We start from the raw sequence: 21071 nt of genomic DNA, 5'->3' as shown, positions 1-21071 counted from the left end.
CACCCCCGGGCTCCGGGCTTTGCTCGCCGGCACCGCGCCGGTTGCAGCAACCACCCGCCGCCTTTAAACTGCAGTGCTGGCGCGTTTTTTTCCGCGCACCCCATGGCCTCTGGCCAGAACCTTGTGGACCGGATCAGGAACTCAACACACCCATGCCCGATTCCCTGCCCTCGGATTCCGTTGGCCTTGTCAGCCCGCAGACCATCCATTTTGACGCCCCGATCGACCTGGCTTGCGGCCAGTCCCTCGAGAACTACGACCTGGTGGTGGAAACCTACGGCACCCTGAATGCCGATGCGAGCAACGCGATCCTGATTTGCCATGCCCTGAGCGGGCACCACCATGCCGCCGGCTACCATTCTATGGAAGAGCGCAAACCCGGCTGGTGGGACAGCTGCATTGGCCCCGGCAAACCGATAGATACCAACCGCTTCTTTGTGGTCAGCCTGAACAACCTTGGCGGCTGCCACGGCAGCACCGGGCCCGGTTCCGTCAATCCGTCCACCGGCAAACTCTACGGCCCGGACTTTCCGGTTATTACCGTGGCAGACTGGGTAAAAAGCCAGGCCCGGCTGGCCGATCATCTCGGCATCCAGCAATGGGCGGCGGTTGTGGGCGGCTCCCTGGGCGGCATGCAGGCTTTGCAGTGGAGCCTGGATTTCCCGGAGCGGGTGCGGCATGCGGTGGTGATTGCCTCGACCCCTCGGCTCAGCGCCCAGAACATCGCCTTCAACGAAGTGGCCCGCCAGGCCATCACATCCGACCGCGAATTCCACGAAGGCCGCTACTACGAACACGACGTTCTACCTCGCCGCGGGCTGATGCTGGCGCGCATGGTCGGCCACATCACCTACCTGTCCGATGCGTCCATGGGTGAGAAATTTGGCCGGGAACTGCGGGAAGAAGCCTACAAGTTCGGCTTCGATGCCGAATTCCAGGTGGAAAGCTACCTGCGCTACCAGGGCGAGCGTTTCTCCGAAAGCTTCGATGCCAACACCTACCTGCTGATGACCCGGGCGCTGGACTACTTCGACCCGGCCTACGAACACGGCGGCGACCTGTCAAAGGCTCTGGCACCGGCACAGTGCGAATACCTGGTGCTGTCATTCAGCACCGACTGGCGGTTCTCGCCTGAACGGTCGGAAGAGATGGTGAATGCGATGATCTCCGCCCGCAAGAAAGTCAGCTACGCGGAAATTGATGCGCCCTGGGGCCACGATGCGTTCCTGATCCCGACACCCAGATACACCGACATCTTCACGGCCTACATGGACCGTGTTGCCAGGGAGGTTGGCGCATGAGACCAGACCTCGAAATCATCCAGCAATGGGTTGAACCCGGCCACCACGTGCTGGACCTCGGCTGCGGCGATGGCACGCTGCTTGATTTCCTTCAGCGGGAACGGGGCGCCAGCGGCTTTGGCCTGGAGATCAACCCGGACCGCATCACCACCTGTATGGGCAAGGGGGTGAGCGTTATCGAGCAGAACCTGGATACCCAGGGCCTGGACAACTTCGATGACGGCATGTTCGATGTGGTGTTAATGACCCAGGCCCTGCAAGCCGTTCGCCGGCCAGACAAAGTCATCGAAGAAATGCTGCGGGTAGGCCGGGAAGGTATTGTCACCTTCCCAAACTTTGCCCACTGGCGACTGCGCTGGGGCCTGGCCCTGAGCGGCCGAATGCCCGAATCCAATGCGCTGCCGTATAAGTGGTATAACACGCCCAATATCCGGCTGTGCACCTTCAAGGATTTCGAGGCCCTGTGCCGCCAGAAAGGTATTCGCATCAAAAGCCGGCGGGTGGTCGACGGCCAGCACCAGAACAGCTGGCTGGCCAGGCTGTGGCCGAACCTGCTGGGAGAAATTGCCATCTACCGCATCACACGGGAGAACCCATGATGATCACACGCACTGTTTCAAAACTGGTGTTTCTGGCCTTTGCCCTGTTGGTAGCCGTTCAGGCCCAGGCCGGGGAGAAAGATTTTGGCGACTACCAGGTTAACTGGAGCGTTTTTCCAAGCACCTTCCTGGACCCGGAAGTTGCCAAGGCCAACAAATTGCAGCGCAGCAAGGGCATCGGCATCGTCAACATTTCCATCATGGCCGAGAACGAACACGGCCAGCCTGCGCCTGTGGGTGGCCAGGTTGAAGGCCAGGTGTCCAACGACATCCAGCAGGTAAACTTCCTGGCGTTCCGGCGCATCCAGGAAGGCGATGCGGTGTACTTCATCGCCCAATACCAGTACCGGTCCGGCGACCTGATGACTTTCAACATTACCGCCCGCCCCACCGGCCACCAGCAGGACCTGCCGGTGCGGTTTTCCCACACGCTGTTTAACGACTGAGCCTATGTCACAGAAACTCGTCATCGCCAGTAACAACAAGGGCAAGATTGCCGAACTGACCGACCTGCTCGGCCCACTCGGGCTTGAGCCCGTTGCCCAGGGCGCGCTGGGCGTGGGTGAAGCTGAAGAGCCGGCGGTCACCTTCGTGGAAAACGCCATTCTCAAAGCCCGCCATGCTGCCCGGGAAACCGGTTTGCCCGCACTGGCGGATGACAGCGGGCTGGCAGTGGATGCCCTTGGTGGCCAACCCGGTGTGCGCTCTGCCCGCTATGCCGGCGCCAATGCTTCCGATGCCGACAACGTGCAGGCCCTGCTGACGGCCCTGAAAGACGTACCGGAAGCACAGCGCAGCGCCCAGTTCCACTGTGTGCTTGTGTACCTGCGCCACGCCGACGATCCCACACCGGTTATCTGCCACGGCCGCTGGCCCGGCAGAATTCTGGCCGAGGCCCGCGGTGAAGGCGGCTTTGGCTACGATCCGCTGTTCTACGCCCCCGAATTCGACTGCAGCGCCGCCGAGCTGACCCGGGAGCAGAAAGGCAGTGTCAGCCACCGTGGCCGAGCCCTGGCCAGCCTGCTGGAACAGTTAAAGGCGGAGGCCTAACGGCATGACCGCCACCTCCCCCGTGGCGGTCTGCCCGCCCCTGAGCCTGTACATCCACGTACCCTGGTGCGTGCGCAAGTGCCCCTATTGCGATTTCAACTCCCACGCCATCCGGGGTGATATCCCGGAAGCGGCGTACCTGCGGGCCATCCTGGAGGACCTTGAGCCCGACCTTGCCTACCTGCGCGGCCGCCCCATCGAAACTGTGTTTATCGGTGGCGGCACCCCGTCACTGATGACCGGCAACTTCTACCAGCAGCTGTTCACGGCCTTACGCCAGCGCATGGACTTTAGCCACAACGCCGAGATTACCCTTGAGGCCAACCCCGGCACCCTGGAAGCCGGCCGCTTTGAAAGCTTTCGGGAAGCCGGCATTAACCGGTTGTCGATCGGTGTGCAGAGCTTCAACCCGGAGCACCTGAAAACTCTGGGCCGTATCCATAATGCCCAGGCCGCCCACGAGGCCATCGAGGCGGCCCGGGCCGCCGGTTTCGATAATTTCAATATCGACCTGATGCACGGCCTGCCAGGCCAGACCCCGGAACAGGCGACAGGCGACTTGCGAGAGGCCCTGAGCCACAACCCCGCTCACTTATCCTGGTACCAGTTGACCATCGAGCCCAATACCGAGTTCTTCTCCCGGCCACCACCGCTGCCGGATGACGACCGGCTTTGGGCGATCTACCAGCAGGGCTCGGAGTTTCTGCATGCTGCCGGCTTCACCGACTACGAAGTGTCTGCCTGGTCCCGGCCCGGCCGGGAGAGCCGCCATAACCTGAATTACTGGTTGTTCGGCGATTACCTGGCCCTGGGTGCAGGTGCCCACGGCAAGGTCAGCCTCCAAGACGGGCGCATCATTCGTTACTGGAAAACCCGGCAGCCGGACGCCTATCTGAACCGGATCGGCAGCCGCACTTCAGGCACCGAAGCCATCGAGCCGGAGGACCGGGCACTGGAGTTCATGATGAATGCCCTGCGCCTGAAACAGGGAGCTGATGAGCAACTGTTCAGTGAACGAACCGGTTTACCCCTGAGCACGGTTGCGGTACAACTTGGGTCATTAAGAAAACAGAGTTTGTTGATCCCGCACCGGATTCAGGCAACGGAGCAGGGGCAGAGGTATCTGAACAGCCTGCTGGAGCAATTTCTCTGATGGTTACCGTACAGCGTCCACCGTTCCTGCCGGTAAAACCCATGCGTTCGCCCATGAAGGCGTCCCTGGTGCTGGCCGTCGGCCTGTTTCTGGTCATCGCGGTGCTCAACCAGTCCCTGAAAACCGAAGCGGCGCCCCAGGGCATTTTCAGCTTCCAGCTGGCGGCAACGGCTGAACAGAGCGGTGCCATACTGCAGAGTTGGGGGCAGGAGAACCTGGCTTTCGCCAAGCTCTCGCTGTGGCTCGGGCTGCTGTTCACCGTGGCCTGGCTGGCGTCCCTGCTTCAGCTGACCCGGCACTTTACCCGGGACCGGCCGGGTATCCGGGAACGCAAGGTGGCGCGCTGGGTGCGGGTACTGTTTGTAATTGCAGGGTTGTGTGACGTAGCGGAAAACTCGGTGCTGCTGAACAACCTGGCAACGCCGACCGATGCCATGAGCAGCTCCGCTGCGATTCTCGCGCTGGTAAAGATTACCGGAGTGATGCTGGGTATTGCGGGATTGGTGGTGATCCGGGCGGCGCGCCGGCACCCCCTCAGCCAGCCTGGCTAAGCAGCATGGCTGAGGAAACGCCGGGGCAGCAGATCAGTTGGTGCGATAGAACAGCAAGTCCCACACACCGTGGCCGAGCTTCTCGCCACGCTTCTCGAACTTGGTGATCGGGCGGTCATCCGGGCGCGGGGAGTAGCCACCCTGCTCCTGGGTGTTGGCGAAGCCTTCGGCATCGTTCATCACTTCCAGCATGTGTTCCGCGTAGTTTTCCCAGTCTGTGGCCAGGTGCAGCACACCACCCACCCGCAATTTGTGACGGATGCGCTGAATAAACTCGGGCTGGATCAGGCGGCGCTTATGGTGCTTCTTCTTGTGCCACGGATCCGGGAAGAAGATCATCACCCGGTCGAGGGAGGCATCCGGCAGGCACAGGTCGATCACATCATTGGCGTCGATGTTGTAGACCCGCACGTTCTCCAGGCCACGGTCTTCCACATCTTTAAGCAGTGCGCCCACGCCCGGCAGGTGCACTTCCACGCCGATAAAATCCTGCTCCGGCGCGGCTTCGGCCATATCCGCCAGCGACTTGCCCATACCGAAGCCGACCTCCAGGTTCAGCATGTTGTCGCGGCCGAACACCTCGCGGGGGTCAATCATGCCGTTGTCGCGGCTCAGGCCGTACTTGGGCCAGCTGCGGTCAAAGGCCTTTTTCTGGCCTTCAGTCATCCGGCCCTGACGCAGTACAAAGCTGCGCACACCACGGCGGGTGGTAATCGGGTTTTCGCCGGAAGTGTCCTTCGGGTCGTTCTGGTCGCTCATCTGTTATCCTCACGCGCCTTCGCGGATGTGTTATCAGGAAATTGCCGACAGTTTAACAGACTCCGCGGGGCCAAACCTGCTCCCGGACAGGTGAAGCTCAGGCTGAAACCACAGGGCCCTGATTCTGCTGGCGATCAAGCTGACGGTAGCCCAGGGCTTCCATAAGATGGTTGCGGGCGATGTCCGGCTCACCGTCCAGGTCTGCCAGGGTGCGGGCCACCCGAAGAATCCGGTGCAGGGCCCGGGCCGAAAGCCCCAACCGCTCCATGGCGGCCGACAACAATTTTTCGCTGCCGGTATCCAGCTGGCAGGACTGGTGCAGCAGATTACCTGACAGGGCGGCATTCAGGCTCCCCCGCTCCGTTTGCGCTGCCCGGGCGTTCAGCACCCGTTCCCGGACGCTGGCACTGCTTTCTCCTGCCTCACCGGAGCCCAGCAGCACCTCGCTGGTCTGCACCGGCACCTCCACATGCAAGTCAAAGCGGTCCAGCAACGGGCCGGAGATCTTCGAGCGGTATCGCATCACCTGCGCCGGCCCGCACTGGCATTCAATGGTGGGATGGCCGCTGTAGCCGCAGGGGCACGGATTCATGGCGGCAACCACCTGGAACCGGGCAGGAAAGGTTACCTGCCGGGCAGCCCGGCTGATGGCAATCTCGCCGCTTTCCATCGGTTCCCTCAGTACTTCCAGTACCCGCCTCTGAAATTCCGGCAGCTCGTCCAGGAACAATACGCCCCGGTGCGCCAGGGAGATTTCTCCGGGTCGGGGGCTGCTGCCTCCGCCCACCAGGGCCACCGCTGAGGCAGTATGGTGCGGCGCCCGGAACGGTGGCTGGCGCCAGCCACCCGGCTTCACCGGCAAGCCCGCAACGGAATGCACGCTGGCAACTTCCATGGCCGCGGCATCATCGAGCGCGGGCAGAATGCCGGGAAGCCGGCTGGCCAGCATGCTTTTGCCGGTGCCCGGCGGGCCGAAGAACAGCAGGTTATGACCACCGGCTGCGGCCACTTCCAGCGCTCTCCTGGGTACCTGCTGGCCCCGGACATCTGCCAGGTCGGCGCCGGCATACTGCCCCTGCGGCTCAGGATCTTCTGCCCGGGGCACCGGTACCAGCCGCGCCCGGCCCGACAAATGCTCGCACACCGTCAACAGGTGACTGGCCGCCAGCACATCGCCGTTACTGGCCAACGCGGCTTCATCGGCGTTGTCCTGGGGCAGCAGCAGTGAACGCCCCGCCTCCCGGGCCGCCAGCACCGCCGGCAATATCCCTTTGAGCGGCCGCAACGCACCATCAAGGGACAGCTCGCCAATACACTCGAGGTCTTTCAGGCTTTCGGCAGGAACCTGGCCGGAGGCCGCCAGGATACCCAGGGCAATGGGCAGGTCGAAGCGGCCGCCTTCTTTGGGCAGGTCGGCAGGGGCCAGGTTTATGGTGATACGGCGGGCGGGGAATTCAAACCCGGCATTGAGCAGCGCACTGCGCACCCGGTCCTTGCTTTCGCGCACACCGGTTTCAGGCAGCCCGACAATCGACAACGCCGGCAAACCACCGGACAGGTGAACTTCAACGGTAACGGCAGGGGCAGACACGCCAATGCTGGCGCGGGAATGGACAATAGCTAGCATGACAACCTTCCTTGGTAACAGACAAATGGCCCCCGGTTACGAATCGGGGCCGCCGGGCAGGCATCCTGCGCCCGGCTGTTTCATTTACGACTGCAGCTTCTGCTCCAGTTCGGCTACCCGCTTTTCCAGCGCTTCGACTTTCTCGCGGGTTTTCATCAACACCGCCTGCTGGGCATCGAATTCTTCCCGGGTCACCAGTTCAAGGCGGGACAGCACGGTCATAACGGTAGCCCGCGCCTGGGTTTCAAAATCTTCCCGGGCGGCACGGGCCATGTCGGGAACAAACTGGCCAAACTGGCCCTGCAACTGTGCAAAGAAATCCTGTGGCCCTTTCATCGAAAACCTCGCATATAACACTTCGTTCAAATCGGATTGCCGGCCAATTCAGACTATTGGCCATGGGGTAACCGGGTTTGCGGGAGTGTATCACACCGCCGGCCCTGCCATACTGTACCCGGTCGGCATTATAATGGCCGCCGGATGGCCACCGGGCCTGCGCATTTTTGGACCGCAGCCCCGCAGCACGCACCACAACGGTGCAGGCGCTTGCGCCATTCTGGAACCAGGTATTTTTAACTTATTGATAACAAATACCTTTTTTGCGTTGGCACACCCGATGCTATAGACCTCGTACGCAATCCGCACAATTGATGTGCGAGGTGGCAGCATTTACCAAGGAGAAAGCAATGAAACTTGTGACAGCGATCATCAAGCCTTTCAAATTGGATGATGTCCGTGAGGCACTATCCGAGATTGGCGTTCAAGGCGTAACCGTTACTGAAGTTAAAGGCTTCGGACGGCAGAAAGGCCACACCGAACTCTATCGTGGCGCGGAATACGTAGTGGATTTCCTGCCCAAGGTGAAAGTTGAAATCGCCATCGGCGACAACCTGCTGGACCAGGTTATCGAAGCCATCACCAAGGCTGCCAATACCGGCAAGATCGGCGACGGCAAGATCTTCGTGACCGAACTGGAACAGGCGATCCGTATCCGGACCGGCGAAACCGGCGAAGAAGCGGTGTAAACCCGGCCTGATCCCCGAATCAGCCAACGCAAAAAACCTATAAACCTGAAGAGCCTTGTGCGGAGGGCTTCCTATGGAAACCAATCTCTTTCACCTGCAGTACGCTATAGATACCTTCTATTTTGTTGTGTGTGGCGCATTAGTTATGTGGATGGCGGCTGGCTTTGCCATGCTCGAATCCGGCCTGGTGCGTGCCAAGAACACAACCGAAATCCTGACCAAGAACGTGGCCCTGTTTGCCATCGCCTGCACCATGTACATGGTATGCGGCTACGCCATCATGTATGGCGGCAACGTGTTCCTCACCGGCATTGCCGATGTGGATGTAGACGGCGTTCTGGGTGACTTCGCTACCCGTGAAGACGGCTTTACCGGCGGCTCCATCTACTCCGGTGCAGCAGACTTCTTCTTCCAGGTGGTGTTTGTGGCTACCGCCATGTCCATCGTCTCCGGTGCGGTTGCCGAGCGCATGAAGCTGTGGGCCTTCCTGATCTTCGCGGTGGTCATGACCGGAGTAATCTACCCGCTTGAGGGGGCATGGACCTGGGGTGGTAAAGACGTGTTCGGCCTGTACAACCTGGGCGACCTGGGCTTCAGCGACTTCGCCGGCTCCGGCATCGTGCACATGGCTGGTGCTGCAGCTGCCCTGGCCGGTGTTCTCCTGCTGGGTGCCCGTAAAGGCAAGTACGGCCCCAACGGCGAAATCCGCGCCTTCCCGGGTGCCAACATGCCGCTGGCTGCCCTGGGTACCTTCATCCTGTGGCTGGGCTGGTTCGGCTTCAACGGTGGCTCGGTGCTGAAACTGGGCGATATCGCCAGCGCAAACTCCGTAGCCATGGTATTCCTGAACACCAACGCTGCCGCCGCCGGTGGTGCCATTGCCGCCCTGCTGACAGCACGCCTGATGTTCGGCAAGGCTGACCTGACCATGCTGCTGAACGGCGCCATCGCCGGCCTGGTGGTGATCACTGCCGAGCCGTCCACTCCCAGCGCACTGACCTCCACTATCTGGGGTGCACTGGGCGGTATCCTGGTGGTACTGAGTATCGTGACCCTGGACAAGCTGCGCATCGACGACCCGGTCGGCGCCATCTCTGCCCACGGTGTGTGCGGTCTGCTTGGCCTGCTGCTGGTACCGGTCACCAACGGCGACGCCAGCTTCACCGGCCAGCTGATCGGTGCCCTGACCATCTTCGTCTGGGTGTTCGTAATGAGCCTGATTGTCTGGGGCATCATCAAAGCGGTGATGGGTATCCGGGTAACCGAGGAAGACGAGTACGAAGGTGTGGACCTGTCGGAGTGTGGCATGGAAGCCTATCCGGAGTTTGTCAGCGGCAAGCAGTAATCCCGCTGCAAACCCAAACGCAAGAGGGGCGCCGGTTGGCGCCCCTCTTGTTTTGCTGGATGATTGACGGAACTAACCCACTCCCTGAAACAGGGCATCTTCGGCATGGCGAAGATACAGCAGCAATTCCATCTCCGCTTCACGTACATCGTCAAAAGGCCCTTCTACCGTGCCTTCCCGGGTCTGGAAATACCATTGTCCGTTCACCAACGAAAATCGTTCGCTCCGGAACCAGTGACGCTCCTGTTCACCACTACGGATGTCCATAACAACTCCTTCTGCCTGCCAAACGGAACACGGCCATTAGATGACCATTGCAACCAGTTTAGTCCAGGCACAAAAGCTGTCCAGTGATTGATCAACCCTCTCCCGGACGAACCTCGTCTTCCAGGGCATCCAGCATAAACTGCGGCATAGCCAGGGCACCGTGGTGAATGCCGGCGTTGTAGTAACGGGTTACGAACGGGCGGTTGTTGGCGTCTTCCTCACGGAAATACTTCAGCGGGTTATCCTTGCTGCCCATGGTGCAGCTCCACCAGCCGGTGGGATAAACCGGCTGCGGGAACGGCAAAGTCTGCACGTGGCCGAAGCCGGCCTTGCGCATATCGGTGTGGATATCCTTGATGATGCTGTCGGTATGCAGCAACGGCGATTCACTTTGCTGAACGATGATGCCGCCATCGCGTAACGCCGCCATGGCATCGCGATAGAAATCCAGGGCAAACAGGCCTTCGGCCGGGCCGACCGGGTCGGTGCTGTCGATAATCAACACATCGATGCTGTTGGGCTCGATGTCCCGCATCCACTGGATACCGTCACCAAAGAAGAAATTGGCGCGGGGGTCTTCGTTGGCTTCACACAGCTCAGGGAAGTACTTTTCCGACATGCGGGTTACCCGCTCGTCGATTTCCACCTGCCAGGCTTCTTCCACACCCGGGTGCTTGAGCACTTCTTTCAGGGTGCCACAGTCGCCACCTCCCACAATCACCACTTTTTTCGGGTCTTTGTGAGTGAACAGGGCCGGGTGGGTCATCATCTCGTGGTACAGAAAGTTGTCCCGGGTGGTGAGCATCACGCAGCCGTCGAGCACCATCAGGTTGCCGAAGGTTTCGGTTTCGTAGATTTCCAGCTTCTGGAACGGGGTCTGTTCCTCGTGAAGCTTACCTTTAACCTGCAGGGAAAAGGCGGTGCCCTGGTCCTGGAATACCTCGGTAAACCAGCCTTCGTTCAATGCTGTCATGTCTGTCTCCCACTGTGTGCCACTGCATTGCGCCCGGGCATCTGAAAAGAGGCGTATTGTAGGGGCAGCGGTCAGCTCCTACAATGCAGCCTGACGCCGCTTTGCCGGCCACCCCGGGTTTCCTGACAGGATAGCAACAATGGCTGAAACCACCGCATCGCCGGCCCACAAGGTTTACAACATCGCCCACTGGAGCGACGGCTATATCTCCGTCAATCCGCAGGGTCAGGTGGAAATCCGGCCAGACCGCGGCCGGAGCGAGGCCAGCATTAACCTGCCAGACCTCACCGCCTCGCTGGCCGATGCCGGCATTGCCCTGCCGGTGCTGATCCGCTTTACCGATATCCTGCACGACCGGATCAACAAGCTGTGTGGCGCCTTCAACAAGGTGACCGAAGAGCACGGTTATCAGGGCCGTTATACCGCGGTGTATCCCATCAAGGTGAACCAGCAGCGCCGGGTGGTGGAAGAATTGCTGGCGGCTGAACCTGCCGCCTCGGCCAACCAGGTGGGGCTGGAAGCCGGCAGCAAGCCGGAGCTGATGGCGGTGCTGGCGTTATCGCGCCAGAGTGGTTCGGTGATTATCTGCAACGGCTACAAAGACCGGGAATACATCCGCCTGGCGCTGATCGGCCAGAAGCTGGGGCACCGGGTATTCATTGTGGTAGAGAAGCAGTCCGAGCTGCCACTGATTCTGGACGAAGCCAAAAAACTCGATGTAGCCCCGCTGATTGGTGTGCGGGCCCGGCTGGCGACCATTGGCAAAGGTAACTGGCAGAACACCGGCGGTGAAAAATCCAAGTTTGGCCTGTCAGCAAGCCAGGTGCTGGATGTGGTGCACACCCTGAAACAGGCCGGCGCCCTGGACACCCTGCAACTGCTGCACTTCCACCTGGGCTCGCAGATTGCCAACATCCGCGACATCCAGACCGGCCTGAAGGAATGCGCCCGCTTCTACAGCGAGCTGCGCCAGCTGGGCGCGCCCATCGGCACCGTGGATATCGGCGGCGGCCTGGGGGTGGACTACGAAGGCACCCGTTCCCGCAGCAGCTGTTCCATGAACTACACGGTGTTCGAATACGCCTACAACGTGGTGCACGTGCTGCAAGCAGAATGCGACCGCCAGGGGTTGCCGCATCCGGACCTGATCAGCGAGTCCGGCCGGGCCCTCACCGCCCACCATTCGGTGCTGGTGACCAACGTGATCGACCGGGAAGAACCGGACCACCGTGAACCCGCAGCACCCGCCGAGGAAGCACCGGCGCCCCTGCAGGACCTGTGGCGGGATTTGGAAAGCCTTAACGACGACGATTCCCCGCGCTCCCTGGCCGAGATCTACCACGACGTGTTACACGCCATGACCGACGTGCACGCCCAGTTCGCCCATGGCCTGTTGTCACTGCAGGAACGGGCCCAGGCAGAAACCCTGTACACCAGTTGCTGCCGCCTGCTGCGCGGCCAGCTGGACAGTGCCAACCGTGCGCATCGGGAAATCATCGACGAACTGAACGAAAAACTGGCCGAGAAGCTGTTCGTCAACTTCTCCCTGTTCCAGTCCCTGCCGGACGTGTGGGGCATCGACCAGATCTTCCCGGTGATGCCGATCAACGGCCTGAACCGGCCCCTGAACCGGCGGGCGGTCATCCAGGACATTACCTGCGATTCCGATGGCCGCATCGACCAGTATGTGGATGGCCAGGGCATCGAAACCACCCTGCCCCTGCCGGAACATAATCCGGATGAGCCGCTGCTGATGGGCTTTTTCATGACCGGCGCCTACCAGGAAATTCTCGGCGACATGCACAACCTGTTCGGCGATACCCATTCGGTGGATGTGCGGCTGGACGAGCAAGGCCACTACCGTACCGGAGAACCCATCATGGGTGATACGGTGGCCAAGGTGTTGCGCTACGTGAATTTCGAGCCGGATACACTGCTACAGGCTTACCGGGAAAAGTTCCGGGCCAGTGCACTGGAGCCTGCGTTGCAGCAACAACTGCTGGATGAACTGACAGCAGGACTGGAAGGTTACACCTACCTGGAAGAATAACCGGTCACATTAATTTCCCGCGGAGCAATCCGAACCCTTCGGGCTGGCGTAAAAGCACTCACTGACAACACTGTGGTGAGTGCCTAGAATGATCAGATTAGCCAGCTCAAATCATGCGACCGTCAAGGAGCGTCCGGTGACGACACTGGATCAGCAACCCGCCAAAGCCGAGGGCCGGAGCAAGGACCCTTGGGGTGCTTTGCTCGAAAAAGTCGGCAAGAGCCAGGATCGGGCGGCGTATCACGCCCTGTTCGAGCACTTTGCACCGCAGATCAAGTACTACGCCATCTCCAACGGACTGGCCAGCCACGCCGAGGAGCTGGTGCAGGAAGTCTTTATTTCGATCTGGCGCCGCTCCTGCCTGTATGACTGGAAAAAAGCCGCCGCGTCCACCTGGATTTTCACCATAGCCCGTAACCAGCGCATCGACATGCTGCGCAAAATGCAGCGCACCAGCGCAGAAATGGCGGTGGAAACCGAAGATTTGTGGCAGATTCCCGGCGAGAACGACGATGAACCGGTAACCTCCTTGCACCGCCTGATGTCTGAGCGGCGCATCCGGGAATCACTCAGCCAGTTGCCGGAAGAACAGATTACCGTGATTGCCAAGGTGTATATGGAGCACAAATCGCACCAGATGGTGGCCGATGAACTTAACATTCCCCTCGGCACGGTGAAAAGCCGGGTGCGCCTGGCCTTGAACAAGCTGAAAGTGATTTTACAGGACCAGAACGTATGACACGGCACCACCCCGACAGCCTGAGCCTGATGGAGTACAGTGCGGGCAACCTCACGGAGCCCCATGCCCTGTGCATCCGTTTGCACCTGGACCAGTGTGCTCACTGCAGAAGCCGGGTAGACACCCTGAACAGCCTGGGCGCCGTGATGATGGCCGAACAGCCCAAAGTCAGTGTGTCTGATACCAGTTTCGAGCAGCTGATGTCCCGTATCGACAGCGCGCCGGAGCCGGTTTCCCCAATCGCAGAAGCGCCGCGCATGAGCCCGCTGCAGAAGCTGCTGGGCGACGACATCAACGACCTGCCCTGGAAACGTCAGCTGAGTGATGTCAGCGTACTGGACATCACCGAGAAGTTCCCCGGCCAGGGCGAACGTGTGGTGCTGCAAAAACTGGTAGCAGGTGGCAAGGCTCCGGCCCACACCCACCGAGGCACTGAAACCACCATCGTGCTGCAGGGCGCTTTCTCGGACCAGAAGGGCGTGTTCAATCAGTGGGACTTCGTCGTGCTGAACGAGGAAGACGAACACAAACCGGTAGCCGTTGGCTGCGAAGACTGCATTACCCTGTCGGTTCTGAGCGCACCGCTGAAGCTTACCGGCACCTTTACCCGCCTTTTGAACCCGTTTATTCGATGACCTTTACCGCCGCAGCCCGTCTGTGGCGGCTTTTTCCCTGCTTTTACCAAGGCAAATCGCTACCGTCCCAGCTGATAAAGCGGCCGTTATCCTGCTCCTGCAAGGCTTCAATAACCCGGAACAGATTGTCTGCCGTACCCTCGGGCTCGTGCACCGTCAGGTTCGCCAGAGACTGGCTGAACGGTTCACTCAGCCCCGACCGGGTGGTTCCCGGGTGCAGCGCCACGCAGGCTACAGGCCGATAACGCCGGGGCAGCTCCACCGACAGGTTTTTCACCAGCATATTCAGCGCCGCTTTCGAGCAGCGGTAGGCATACCAACCCCCCAGGTGATTATCGCTGATGGAACCCACCTTGGCTGAAATGGCGGCCACACGGGTCAGCTGCGGCCCCCGGAACCAGGGCGCCAGCGCCTCCACCAGAAGCCCGAACCCGACACAGTTCACCTGAAAGGCCCTGGCCAGATTATCCGCCGTCAGATCCTCAAGGCGCTTTTCCGGAAACATCCGGTCATCGTGCAACAACCCGGCGGCGTAGATCAGCCGGCGAATGCCGCCGGAATCCACCAGCGTTTGTGCCAGCGCCTCATCGACCACCAGCGGTGCCGCAGACTCTGCGTCCCAGGGGCGCAACTGCAATCCCGGCCGCTTTCCCATGGCTTCCGCTGCCTTGGCCGGATTCCGGCAAAGACCGATCATCGGTTGCTCAGGAAACTCATCCAGATACTTCAAGGCCAGTGCCTGGCCAATCGCGCCGGATATACCGGCAATGATGGCTGCCATTGTGCTCTCCCCAGTTGTGATCAGAATTGTGATGAAGGTTGCGATCAATCAGATTCATTCCAACCATACGAAAAAACCATCCAATCGGGATCGCCTGCAGCAAACCAAAACATTCAAACAGCCGTATGAATAACCACATCGACTTTGTACCCACCGTGCAAGGCGAATACCGGTAGCCCCGAGCTACCCACCGATAACAGGAGAGAGTCCATGCAATATCAGGCACCTGCCAATGATCTTCGCTTTTTGCTGTTTGATGTCCCTGGTGCAGACAAGCTGCACGAACTGGAAAAATACGCCGATGCCACGCCCGACCTAATCTCGGCCGTGATCGACGAAGCCGGCAAACTGGCCGCGGAAGTGATCCAGCCCACCAACCAGGTTGGCGATCGCCAGGGCTGCAGCTACGACCCGGAGACCAAGCTGGTCAAAACCCCGGATGGCTTCAAGGCCGCTTACGACAAATTCGTGGAAGGTGGCTGGCTGCTGAAAGACATCCAGAGCGGAAAGGACAGCCTGATGGCGCTGTCGGATGAGCACTGGGTGGCCTGACTGATCAACCTCACCAACCCTTCGGCCGCGCCCTGTGCGCGGCTTTTTTTTGGTTTTTTCGGCAATGGGCCATGACAAGGTACAATGGCGCCCTTATTGACACACCTGCGGAGGCTTGATGACCGCCGACGACTACCATTTCCGCTTCGGCGGCATAGAACGCCTTTACGGCCGCAAGGCCCTGAACGCTTTTCGCAATGCCCACATCGCCATTGTCGGCCTCGGCGGCGTGGGTTCCTGGGCGGCAGAATCTCTGGCGCGCAGTGGCATTGGCACCATCACGCTGATTGATATGGACGACATCTGTGTCTCCAACACCAACCGCCAGTTGCACGCGCTTCAGGGCCAGTATGGCCGCACCAAGACTGATGCCATGGCAGAGCGGTTGCGGGCCATCAATCCCCAGGCGGATATCCGGGTGCACTTCGGGTTCCTGACCACTAAAAACGTGGCCGAACTGATCACCGAAGACATGACCGGGGTGGTGGATGCTATCGACAGCGTGAAAGCCAAGGCGGCGCTGATTGCCAACTGCCAGCGGCGCAAGATTCCGATTGTCTGTGCCGGCGGTGCCGGTGGCCAGATGGACCCGACCCAGATCCAGGTGGCCGACCTGAGCAAGACCACCCAGGATCCATTGCTGGCCAAGGTTCGTAATATGCTGCGTCGGGAATACGGCTTTTCGCGAAATCCCAAGCGGCGTTTTGGCATTGAGGCCGTATACTCTCTGGAGCAGCTGACGTATCCGGCCGCAGATGGCGAAGTCTGCCTGCAGAAGCCGGCCACCAACGGCCCGGTACGGTTGGATTGCGCCTCGGGTTTTGGCGCCGCCAGCCCGGTGACCGCCAGCTTCGGATTCTTTGCCGCTTCCCGGCTGCTGAACAGAATTGCACGTAAAGCCAATCTCTAACCAACCGGAAGCCGTTTATGGCCGTTAGCACCACTCTGATCCTCGCAGGTATAGGCGTTACGTCTCTGATTTGCCAATGGGCGGCCTGGCGGATGCGCATGCCGGCCATACTGTTTCTGCTTGCCGGCGGCATCATCGCCGGGCCGGTGACAGGCTTTCTGCACCCGGAAGATATCTTTGGCGATATCCTGTTTCCGATGATTTCCCTGGCCGTGGCCATCATTCTGTTCGAGGGCAGCCTCACGCTTCGGTACGAGGAGCTCAAAGGCCACGGCAAGATGGTACGCAACCTGATCCCGGTAGGCGCCCTTGTTACCTGCATTATCGGAACCCTGGCCGCCCGGTGGATCCTGGGCGTCTCCTGGGAGGTGGCCCTGCTTTTTGGCGCCATTTCCGTGGTCACCGGGCCAACGGTGATCGCGCCGCTGCTACGGGCAGTGCGGCCCACTTCCAAACTGGCCAATATCCTGACCTGGGAAGGCATTATCATTGACCCGGTCGGCGCCCTGCTGGCGGTACTGGTGTTCGAAGGGATTGTGTCCTGGGGCCAGGGCAACGTATTCAGCCACTCCCTGTATATTTTCGGCAAAACCCTGCTGGTGGGTTTCCTGATCGGTGCGGCTGCCGGTTACCTGAATGGCCTGGTGCTTCGCAAGCACTGGATTCCCCAGTACCTGCACAATGCCGGCACCCTGACCTTCATGCTCGGCGTGTTTGCCATTTCCAATGAGATGGCCCATGAGTCCGGCCTGTTGACCGTGACGGTAATGGGCATCTGGATGGCCAATATGAAACAGGTGCCCGTAGACAGCATTCTGGAGTTCAAGGAGTCCCTGAGCGTACTGCTGATCTCTGCCCTGTTTATTATCCTGGCCGCCCGGGTAGAATTTACCGCCATTGCCGACCTGGGCTGGGGCCTGGTGGCAGTGCTGGCCTGCCTGATGCTGGTGGCCCGCCCTGCCAGTATCTTTCTGTCGGCCATCGGTACGTCCCTCACCTGGCGAGACAAACTTTACCTGAGCTGGATTGCCCCCCGGGGTATCGTGGCAGCTGCTGTCTCCGCCCTGTTCGCTTTCCAGCTGGAACGGATCGGCTATGAGAGCGCCGGCGTGCTGGTGCCGTTGGTGTTCATGCTGATCATTACCACGGTGGTGATCCAGAGCCTGACGGCGCGGCCGGTCGCCAAGCTGCTGGGCGTACAGGAACCACCGGCCCATGGCTTCCTGATTCTGGGTGCCAACCCGGTAGCCCGCTTGATTGCCCAGGCCCTGAAAAAACATGAAATTCCAGCCATGCTGACCGATACCAACTGGGAAAACGTGCGCCAGGCCCGCATGGAGAACCTACCGGTGTATTTCGGCAACCCGGCTTCGGAACATGCTGCGAAACATATGGACCTGACCGGTATCGGCAACCTGCTGATCCTGTCTCCGTACAAACAGATGAACAGCCTGGCCACATATCACTTCCTGGACTGGTTCGGCGAGCACTCGGTATTCGGGTTGACGGAAGGCGACCAGGACCAGCGCGCCCGCCTGCAAACCGCCGGCAAGGTGCAGCAGACCCGGGGTCTGTTTGACGGTGTGAGCTATGCCAAGCTGGCCAGTCTAGTGAGCCAGGGCTATACGGTGAAGACCACCCAGCTGAGCGAGGAGTTCAGTTACGAGCAGTTCCTGAACCAGTACCAGAACGAAGCCCTGGTGCTGTTTGTGATGGACGGGCGGGAACACATACATCCGGTGAAAGCGATGGATGACCTGGAACCGGAAGACGACTGGGTTCTGATCAGCCTGGTGCCACCACAGCCCCAGAAAGAACGGAAAGAGCGGGCATCCGATACCGACGACCAGAAAGCCACCAGCAACGGAGAGCAGCAGGCCTGACGGCCTGCTGCTCCCGGCGGGGACACATCAACGGCAGTCGAGCACCAGCTTGCCCCGCACGTGGCCTGCTTCCAGCAGGTCGTGGGCGTCGCGGGCCTGCTCGAGCGGGAATACCCGGTCAACGTGCACCCGCACATCGCCGTCTTCGATCAGCTCGGCAATTTCTTCCAGGTGGAAAACATCCGGCCGGGTTTTCATGCCATGGGCTCTTACGCCCATGGCTTCCGCGGCACTGACCACCTCATCGGCGGTCACCGTGGGAATGGTCACCAGCACACCGGATTCCGACAGGGTCTGCAATGACCGCTTGCCGGTTTCACCACCGATCAAATCCAGCACCACATCCAGCCCGTAGCACTCGTCCGCAATGTCGGTGGTGTGGTAATCAATCACTTCATGCACGCCCAGCTCGGCCAGGAAATCCCGGTTGCTGGCAGACGCTGTGGCAATCACATGGGCACCGCGCTCCAGGGCGAACTGCACGGCAAAGTGGCCAACGCCTCCAGCCCCGGCGTGGATCAGGATCTTCTGCCCGGACTCCAGCCCGGCCACTTCAAACAACGCCTGCCAGGCCGTCAGCGCCGCCAGCGGCACGCCCCCTGCGGTAACCAGGTCCAGCTCTTCCGGCACGATGGCCAGTTCGTCAGCCCGGGCCACGGCATACTGGGCATAGGCCCCGCCAGATTCGGCAAAGCCGATCATGCCCATCACCCGGTCCCCTGGAGCCAGGGTGGTCACGTCATCAGCCACGGCCACGACTTCACCGGCGGCATCGTAGCCCGGGGTCCATGGCATGCAGCCTTCGATCTGCGTGGCGACAAAACCCAGGCCTTTGCGGGTTTTCCAGTCGATGGGGTTCAGGCCGGCGCCGTGGACTCGAATCAACACTTCGCCTCCGGCGGGCACAGGTACCGGAGACTCCGTTACCTGCAGAACATCACTGCCCCCAAACCGGTCATAGACCACGTGGCGCATCGGCACAGCGTCAGTTGCTTCAGAGGATTCCATGGGTGTCTCCAGACAACAATGAGTCAAGCGCCTGAACAGGCGCGCAGTTTCAGCTTCAGACTAGCAGAATTTCACCCGGCAGGCTTTATAGGGGCAAACCACGACCACCCGGCACCAGGGCACCGGATAGGATTTCGGCAAAGGCTTTCGGTGCCCGGGACGGCCGCTGGCTCTTCATATCCACGCAGGCATGGGTTGAAAGCCCCCGCAGCAGGGTTTTGCCATCGGCCACGCGAATCAGCTGGAACTGGCGTGCCGAGCGGAACCGGCCGTCCCAGTCCGTCAGCCAGGTACCCAGCACCAGCTCGTCGCCGGCATTGGCAGACAACAGGTAATCCACCTCGGTGTGGGTGATGGCCATGGCCTTGCCGGTTTCTTCGTGCAGGGCCCAGGTCATCCCCAGGCTTTCGATGTGGGCCCAGCTGACGTCTTCCATCCAGCGCACGTAGACCACGTTATTGGCGTGGCCGAGGCGGTCGGTGTCTTCTTCCCGCACGGTGATGGGCAGGATGAACGGATCCGGCAGATCCCAGTTGTGTGCTTGTGACTCACTCATGGCTGTTTCGTCGCTCAAGGCTGTTTCATCGCTCAAGGCTGCTCCCCCAGACCGGAAATAGCCTGCAAAGGTAGCCGGCCGATGCGGTCATTGTGAAGTGAACCAAAGTATAGAAAGCCGTCGTGCGGGTTCACCGAGGTGATTTCCTGCAAATGGCTGCCGGTGGTGTCGTGCAGGCTGGTGAGCATACGGCCGCGGTCATCAAAGGCCACTACCAGTCCGTATTCCTCCGGCTCGGGCTGGAAACCGGCAGGCAGGCGGGCAACCAGGTTCTTCATCCAGGGCCGGCGGTGCATGGCGTCCACCTGGGGGTTACGCAGGGTCGGGAAGGCAACCCAGTAACGGCCCTGCTCATCCACGGCCAGGTTGTCCGGAAAACCGGGCAGGTTGTCAGCAAACACTTCGGTACGGCCGGCTTTCGGGCCGTTGATCCAGTATTTCAGGATGCGGTATTTCCAGGTTTCATTTACCAGCAGGTAGTCACCATCCGGAGACACCGCCACGCCATTGGCAAAATACAGGTTACGCAGCAGTACTTCGGTTCTGCGGGTTTTCGGGTTGTAGCGCAGCAAGCGACCGTGAGGGCGCATTTCCAGCAGGTCCAGGATGTAATCCGGCTGGCGGAAGCGGGAGCTGGCATCGGTAAAGTAGATACGACCATCCGTGGCGACAACCACATCGTCGGTGAACCGGAACGGTGTGCCTTCCGCCTCCCGGGTGAGCACGGTAATCTCACCGTCCGGCGCTATCGACAGCAAGCCCTTCCAGGCATCCGCCACAATCAGGTTACCCTGGCGGTCAAACACCATGCCCAGTGGCCGGCCTTCGGTCTGCAGCCAGGTTTCCACCCGGCCGTCAGGAAATACCCGAACGATTTTGCCGTCCTGGGTGCCGGTATAGAGCACGCCGTTAGCATCCACCGTGGTGTCTTCCGGGCCGTACACCTGGCCCCGGGCCAGCAGATCGGCCTGTCGCAGCTGGTTATTGGGCGCCAGGATTCCGGTCAGGGCCGGGGGTTCGGGCGGCTCCCAGGCCTTGCTGTCGACAGGAGATGGTGTCAGCAGAAAGCTGCCCACCAGCACAAAAAGCACCAATAGTCCGGCCAGTAACCATTTCATCATGCACGCCCGATCCGTTTTATGATTTTTCGTTTGGGACCATTCACCTTAGTTGCGGTAGGAATGCCTCTCACGAGGCACCCCCCGCACAGATCCGTACGTGCGGTATTACCGCATACGGCTCCTGCCTCGGGTGACGACGGCGAAACCGCTCGCTGGGCCAGGGGTGGAGGATACGCGGTAGCGGGA

General features: G+C 60.5%; 23 protein-coding genes. 14 read left to right on the top strand and 9 right to left on the bottom strand.

From position 1 onward, the window contains the following. Positions 1-152: 152 nt before the first annotated feature. From metX to AC13DJ_RS12425, 6 genes are read left to right on the top strand one after another with little or no spacing between them, the layout of a single operon-like run. The gene (gene metX / locus AC13DJ_RS12450) at positions 153-1301 is read left to right on the top strand and encodes a homoserine O-succinyltransferase MetX (RefSeq protein ID WP_023011736.1); all 1149 of its coding nucleotides are present in this window, start codon (positions 153-155) and stop codon (positions 1299-1301) included. Next, entirely contained in the window at positions 1298-1900 is a 603-nt protein-coding gene (metW, locus tag AC13DJ_RS12445) for a methionine biosynthesis protein MetW (RefSeq protein ID WP_288371301.1), read from the top strand. Before metX ends, metW begins: the two co-directional genes overlap by 4 nt. Next, entirely contained in the window at positions 1897-2346 is a 450-nt protein-coding gene (locus AC13DJ_RS12440; protein ID WP_232902354.1) for a DUF4426 domain-containing protein, read from the top strand. The genes metW and AC13DJ_RS12440 overlap by 4 nt, the downstream gene beginning before the upstream one ends. Before the next feature lie 4 nt (positions 2347-2350). Beyond that, positions 2351-2950: an RdgB/HAM1 family non-canonical purine NTP pyrophosphatase gene (gene rdgB / locus AC13DJ_RS12435; RefSeq protein WP_288371297.1), complete on the top strand. Its 600-nt coding sequence runs from the start codon at positions 2351-2353 to the stop codon at positions 2948-2950. Between the two features lie 4 nt (positions 2951-2954). Beyond that, positions 2955-4103, top strand: coding sequence for a radical SAM family heme chaperone HemW (gene hemW, locus AC13DJ_RS12430; protein ID WP_482933130.1), 1149 nt, complete (start codon positions 2955-2957; stop codon positions 4101-4103). After that, complete coding sequence (locus tag AC13DJ_RS12425; RefSeq protein WP_022987585.1) at positions 4103-4654, top strand: hypothetical protein; 552 nt, start codon at positions 4103-4105, stop codon at positions 4652-4654. Before hemW ends, AC13DJ_RS12425 begins: the two co-directional genes overlap by 1 nt. Before the next feature lie 33 nt (positions 4655-4687). On the opposite strand, the gene trmB is transcribed toward AC13DJ_RS12425, so the two are convergent. The 3 genes from trmB to AC13DJ_RS12410 all read right to left on the bottom strand — a co-directional run bounded on the left by trmB (position 4688) and on the right by AC13DJ_RS12410 (position 7376). Further along, positions 4688-5413 carry a tRNA (guanosine(46)-N7)-methyltransferase TrmB gene (gene trmB / locus AC13DJ_RS12420; RefSeq protein WP_482933129.1) on the bottom strand — a complete coding sequence of 242 codons (726 nt, stop codon included), beginning with the start codon at positions 5411-5413 and terminating at the stop codon, positions 4688-4690. Between the two features lie 97 nt (positions 5414-5510). Further along, the gene (locus tag AC13DJ_RS12415; RefSeq protein WP_482933128.1) at positions 5511-7040 is read right to left on the bottom strand and encodes a YifB family Mg chelatase-like AAA ATPase; all 1530 of its coding nucleotides are present in this window, start codon (positions 7038-7040) and stop codon (positions 5511-5513) included. 84 nt (positions 7041-7124) lie between these two features. Then, entirely contained in the window at positions 7125-7376 is a 252-nt protein-coding gene (locus AC13DJ_RS12410) for an accessory factor UbiK family protein (RefSeq protein WP_022987582.1), read from the bottom strand. Positions 7377-7726: 350 nt separating this feature from the next. Here AC13DJ_RS12410 and glnK point away from each other — a divergent pair, with 350 nt between their 5' ends. Together glnK and AC13DJ_RS12400 are read left to right on the top strand one after the other, a co-directional pair. Next, positions 7727-8065 carry a P-II family nitrogen regulator gene (gene glnK / locus AC13DJ_RS12405; RefSeq protein ID WP_011784068.1) on the top strand — a complete coding sequence of 113 codons (339 nt, stop codon included), beginning with the start codon at positions 7727-7729 and terminating at the stop codon, positions 8063-8065. A gap of 73 nt (positions 8066-8138) precedes the next feature. Then, entirely contained in the window at positions 8139-9410 is a 1272-nt protein-coding gene (locus AC13DJ_RS12400; RefSeq protein WP_482933127.1) for an ammonium transporter, read from the top strand. 72 nt (positions 9411-9482) lie between these two features. On the opposite strand, the gene AC13DJ_RS12395 is transcribed toward AC13DJ_RS12400, so the two are convergent. Both AC13DJ_RS12395 and speE read right to left on the bottom strand, forming a co-directional pair. Beyond that, a complete protein-coding gene (locus AC13DJ_RS12395; RefSeq protein ID WP_288371285.1) occupies positions 9483-9677 on the bottom strand; it encodes a DUF6316 family protein in 195 nt (64 codons plus the stop codon). Positions 9678-9768: 91 nt separating this feature from the next. Beyond that, complete coding sequence (gene speE, locus AC13DJ_RS12390) at positions 9769-10650, bottom strand: polyamine aminopropyltransferase (RefSeq protein WP_482933126.1); 882 nt, start codon at positions 10648-10650, stop codon at positions 9769-9771. Between the two features lie 139 nt (positions 10651-10789). Here speE and speA point away from each other — a divergent pair, with 139 nt between their 5' ends. The 3 genes from speA (at position 10790) to AC13DJ_RS12375 (ending at position 14074) form a co-directional block, all read left to right on the top strand. Continuing rightward, positions 10790-12700: a biosynthetic arginine decarboxylase gene (gene speA, locus AC13DJ_RS12385; RefSeq protein WP_482933125.1), complete on the top strand. Its 1911-nt coding sequence runs from the start codon at positions 10790-10792 to the stop codon at positions 12698-12700. A gap of 136 nt (positions 12701-12836) precedes the next feature. Further along, entirely contained in the window at positions 12837-13439 is a 603-nt protein-coding gene (locus AC13DJ_RS12380; RefSeq protein WP_288371112.1) for a sigma-70 family RNA polymerase sigma factor, read from the top strand. Continuing rightward, positions 13436-14074: a ChrR family anti-sigma-E factor gene (locus AC13DJ_RS12375; RefSeq protein WP_482933124.1), complete on the top strand. Its 639-nt coding sequence runs from the start codon at positions 13436-13438 to the stop codon at positions 14072-14074. Before AC13DJ_RS12380 ends, AC13DJ_RS12375 begins: the two co-directional genes overlap by 4 nt. Positions 14075-14117: 43 nt before the next feature. Here the strand turns inward: AC13DJ_RS12375 and AC13DJ_RS12370 are convergent, their stop codons facing one another. Then, complete coding sequence (locus AC13DJ_RS12370; protein WP_482933123.1) at positions 14118-14855, bottom strand: SDR family NAD(P)-dependent oxidoreductase; 738 nt, start codon at positions 14853-14855, stop codon at positions 14118-14120. Between the two features lie 210 nt (positions 14856-15065). Between AC13DJ_RS12370 and AC13DJ_RS12365 the strand changes: the two genes are divergently transcribed. From AC13DJ_RS12365 to AC13DJ_RS12355, 3 genes are all read left to right on the top strand, one after another. Beyond that, positions 15066-15407: a hypothetical protein gene (locus tag AC13DJ_RS12365; protein ID WP_482933122.1), complete on the top strand. Its 342-nt coding sequence runs from the start codon at positions 15066-15068 to the stop codon at positions 15405-15407. A 118-nt stretch (positions 15408-15525) separates the two neighbouring features. Beyond that, a complete protein-coding gene (tcdA, locus tag AC13DJ_RS12360; RefSeq protein WP_482933121.1) occupies positions 15526-16317 on the top strand; it encodes a tRNA cyclic N6-threonylcarbamoyladenosine(37) synthase TcdA in 792 nt (263 codons plus the stop codon). 17 nt (positions 16318-16334) lie between these two features. Next, entirely contained in the window at positions 16335-18200 is a 1866-nt protein-coding gene (locus tag AC13DJ_RS12355; protein WP_482933120.1) for a cation:proton antiporter, read from the top strand. A gap of 27 nt (positions 18201-18227) precedes the next feature. Here the strand turns inward: AC13DJ_RS12355 and AC13DJ_RS12350 are convergent, their stop codons facing one another. The 3 genes from AC13DJ_RS12350 to AC13DJ_RS12340 all read right to left on the bottom strand — a co-directional run bounded on the left by AC13DJ_RS12350 (position 18228) and on the right by AC13DJ_RS12340 (position 20882). Beyond that, entirely contained in the window at positions 18228-19208 is a 981-nt protein-coding gene (locus AC13DJ_RS12350) for an NADP-dependent oxidoreductase (protein WP_482933119.1), read from the bottom strand. Positions 19209-19293: 85 nt separating this feature from the next. Continuing rightward, the gene (locus AC13DJ_RS12345; RefSeq protein WP_199456878.1) at positions 19294-19764 is read right to left on the bottom strand and encodes an acyl-CoA thioesterase; all 471 of its coding nucleotides are present in this window, start codon (positions 19762-19764) and stop codon (positions 19294-19296) included. Between the two features lie 32 nt (positions 19765-19796). After that, positions 19797-20882: an SMP-30/gluconolactonase/LRE family protein gene (locus tag AC13DJ_RS12340; protein WP_482933146.1), complete on the bottom strand. Its 1086-nt coding sequence runs from the start codon at positions 20880-20882 to the stop codon at positions 19797-19799. Between the last annotated feature and the right edge of the window lie 189 nt (positions 20883-21071).

Source organism: Marinobacter sp. L-46, from assembly GCF_056859535.1.
Note: the sequence above shows the minus strand (reverse complement) of the source record. Positions and strands in the feature narration are given on the sequence as shown.